The organism is Protofrankia sp. Cas8, from assembly GCF_963555845.1.
Taxonomy (GTDB): domain Bacteria; phylum Actinomycetota; class Actinomycetes; order Frankiales; family Frankiaceae; genus Protofrankia.
Genome location: NZ_CAUVXI010000111.1, coordinates 10596 through 14043, shown reverse-complemented (window position 1 = coordinate 14043; position 3448 = coordinate 10596). Strand labels below are relative to the sequence as shown.

Genomic DNA, 3448 nt, shown 5'->3' with positions numbered 1-3448 from the left:
ACAGTACTGACGGCGCGAACAACGCAGTGCGTGCGAGCTCCCGGTAGCTTGGATTGCCTGCCCGATTCCGCAGCGCACGCAGATCATGAGCGAACGCGGCGATCGGACCGCTGGTCGCGTCCAACGGTCTCTCAGGTCTACCCATACCAAATCACCCCTGGGGCGTGTTTCGAAAGTCGTCTGCCGAACGCGTAAGGCTCGGGCTGCGGCCCGCCGCACCGAGGTCCGCGGGTTGCCCGGTATCCTGTGCCGGTCGGCGCTGGACCTGCACCCCTGGTCGCCGGTGGGTCGAACAGTGGACCCGACCACCTCGCCCGGGCACTTCCACCTGCTCTCCGCCGACGAACAGGAACGTCCGCTGATCGTCGTGCTGCGTGGCTCATCATTCGGGAGGCTTCATGGATCGCTTCACGTATCGCGACGGCGTGCTGTACGTGGAGGACGTCGCCGTGGAGGACGTCGCAGCCCGTTTCGGTACCCCGGTCTACGTCTACTCCCACGGCACTCTTGTCACGCACCTGCGGCAGGTGGCCGACGCCTTCGCTGAACTCGCGCCGCTGATCTGTTTTTCGGTCAAGGCGTTGAGCAACGTCCACCTCCTGCGGGATCTGGCGCAGGCAGGAGCGGGTGTGGATGTGGTGAGCGGCGGCGAACTCTACCGGGCACTGCTGGCCCAGGTGCCCGCCGACCGCATCGTCTTTGCCGGCGTGGGCAAGTCCGACGACGAACTGCGCTACGCGGTGCGGTCTGGCATCCGCTGCGTGAACGTGGAGTCCGACGGCGAGATGAGGGCACTTGGCCGGGCGGCCGCCGAATGCCGGATCCAGGCGGGAGCCGCGGTACGGGTCAATCCGGACGTCGCAGTGGGTTCGCGCACCCCGGCCAAGACGACGACCGGACGTCGCGGCGGCAAGTTCGGAATTGATCTTGAGCAGGTGCGCGACGTGTACCTGCTTGCTGTAGCTCATGAATGGCTGCGGCCGGAAGGCCTGCATTTCCATCTCGGATCTCCGATCTTTCACCCGGAGGCCTACGGGGAGGCCGTGGACAAGGTGCTGGCTGTCGCCGAGAAGCTGATGGCCGATGGTGCCCCGGTTCCGGCGATAAACATCGGTGGCGGTTTCCCTGCGGACTATGATGGATCCGGCGTCCCGGATTGGTCGGACTTCGCCGCCGTGATCACACCGAAACTACGCTCCTTCGTGGCCGCCGGCGGCAGGGTGGTGCTGGAACCGGGTCGCTCGATCGCCGCCAACGCCGGTGTGTTGCTGACCCGGGTGCGCTACCTGAAGACTTCCGGCGTCCAGAACGTCGCGATTGCCGATGCCGGAATGAGTCACTTGATCCGGACCGCCTTCTACGACACGTTTCATTTCATGTGGCCGGTCCGTCCGCGAGACGGCCTGTGCCCGGTGAGCCGTACCACCTACCATGACCAACCGGGCCTCCGGCGATATGACGTCGCGGGTCCGCTGTGTGAGTCCAGTGACTACCTTGCCAAAGACCGGCTCCTTCCACCGCTGGCGGCCGGGGATGTTCTCGCCGTGTTCACCGCCGGCGCTTACGGCATGACGATGGCAAGCCACTACAACAGCCTTCCCCGCCCGGCGGAAGTGCTGGTCGACGGTGGAGGCGTCCGGCTGATCCGGCGACGTGAAACCTACGAGGATCTCGTCTACGCGGAGGTCGAGACCGGGTCGACCATGTCGGCGAACCCCGCATGACCCGCCGGGTCCACGCGACGGCCTGCGAGATTCAGACCCGATACGAACTCTCGCGGTTCGGATCAGAAGTGAATCCGGCGGCTGCCGGGCGTAGCCCGATAGCGGATACTCCACTGGCTGCGCCGGATGTAAGTACGCTGAAGCCACCGGTCCTGGCCGTCGTAACGGGGTGTGAACTGCGATCGGGCGTGCAGGCCCTTGCGATTATTGATCAATAAAGCTTGGCCCGGTCGTAGGAAAACCTCGTGCGCCGTCTCCCGGCACGCCGCCTGCAGGCGATCGAGAGCTGCCTGCCCAGCGCTTGTCATCCCGCGCACGCCGTTCGCCGATACAGAGATTTCCGGAACGGCATCCGGACCACTGATTATCGGAACCGGCTCGGAAAGCGTGTCGACGCCGCCGGCAACGTCGCGAACGTAGCTGCCGGGGGCGTTGAGCCGGAAGACCGGGCTGCGTAGGATCTCCAGCGATGTCGCGTCCAGCGCCCGGGAGACGTCCCGGGCGTCAGCGTAATACGTACGTGCGATGCCCTGATGGTCGGCGCGGACGCAGATCAGTACCAGGAAGTCCGGATTACTGAGGTCGTAGCGGCCGATGGCGTCGTAGACGATGTCGTTGTGGAAGTTGAGGAAGGTGGTCGAACTCTGGTTGGTCTGGGTGGCCGCCCCGGTTCGGACCGGGATCACGTCATGGATCAGACGGCCGTTCTTCTCGGTGAGAAAACCAACCGGCTCACCAAGCAGACCGCTGAGCCCGAGCAGGACCCCTTCGGTGACAAAGCTGCTCTTCTCACGGCTCGGACCGCCATCGGTCGGTGTCGCCGGCACGTTCGCATCGACCGGCAGATTGCGGACGACGCTCACGCCTGAGGTGTCCGAATGCCGACCGAAGTCCAGCAGCTGCTGGAGGAGTGCGACCGGCAGACCGGCAAAGATCTGGTAACAGCGAGCCATCGCCCGGTCGATGTTGCGGGTCGGGTCAGGAAGCGCGGCAAGTTCTCGTGCCATAATGTCGCGGATGGCGTCCGGCAGGACGACCTCGCAGAGCGTGCGACTGGGAGCGGTAGCGAAGCCGTCGTTGATGATGGTCATGGCGAAACTTCTCCTCCTGAGGGCTCAGCTGCACGAGAGATCGGGAGATTCGGGACAGCTACAGCGGTTCACCCGGAACTGAGCGGAGTCTCCGGCGAAGTGGCGAGGTTCTCGTGCAACTTCTGGGCAAGGCGCACGGCCTCGTCTGCTGTCTGCGCCACATGAATCTGACTGTTGCTGCCGCTCAGCTCGACAACAGGTATACCGTCGACACGTGCATGCGGCAGCGAATGCCGGCGCTGGAACATATCGATGTCGAGATAGCCGCCGATCACCCCGATGCAGGGGCTGTCGGCGAACCGGATGGCTTCCACACCCTGGGCGTTGAAGATGCGATGCGTCTCGTCGGCCTGTGTGTGGTTGGCGTAGCGCAGCACGGTGGACCGAAGGTTGACTATCACCGCGGAGACGGCCGCGCCGGCCTCGCTGATGGTGCTGCCGATCGGGAACGGTGCCTCGTTGGACCGGCAGAGGATGGTGACGTTGTACTGCTCGGCCAGCTGCACCGCCCCGCGGTGCAGCACCTTGGCGCCGTGCAGGGACATCGATCGGGCGACACCGTATGCAACGTTGGGCAGCAGTCGGGCTCCGGCGACGAGGTTGGGATCGGCGCTGTAGATGCCGTCCACGTCA

2 protein-coding genes and 1 pseudogene are annotated in these 3448 nt (G+C 64.9%); 1 reads left to right on the top strand and 2 read right to left on the bottom strand.

The window, feature by feature from the left end; genetic code table 11:
* The first annotated feature begins 398 nt into the window (after positions 1-398).
* Entirely contained in the window at positions 399-1724 is a 1326-nt protein-coding gene (gene lysA, locus U9977_RS16275; RefSeq protein WP_322750114.1) for a diaminopimelate decarboxylase, read from the top strand.
* A gap of 62 nt (positions 1725-1786) precedes the next feature.
* On the opposite strand, the gene U9977_RS16270 is transcribed toward lysA, so the two are convergent.
* Together U9977_RS16270 and U9977_RS16265 are read right to left on the bottom strand one after the other, a co-directional pair.
* Positions 1787-2815, bottom strand: a complete 1029-nt coding sequence (locus tag U9977_RS16270) for a TauD/TfdA family dioxygenase (protein ID WP_322750113.1) — start codon at positions 2813-2815, stop codon at positions 1787-1789.
* Positions 2816-2883: 68 nt separating this feature from the next.
* Positions 2884-3448 (bottom strand): annotated as a pseudogene (locus tag U9977_RS16265) (aspartate kinase); the annotation flags it as partial.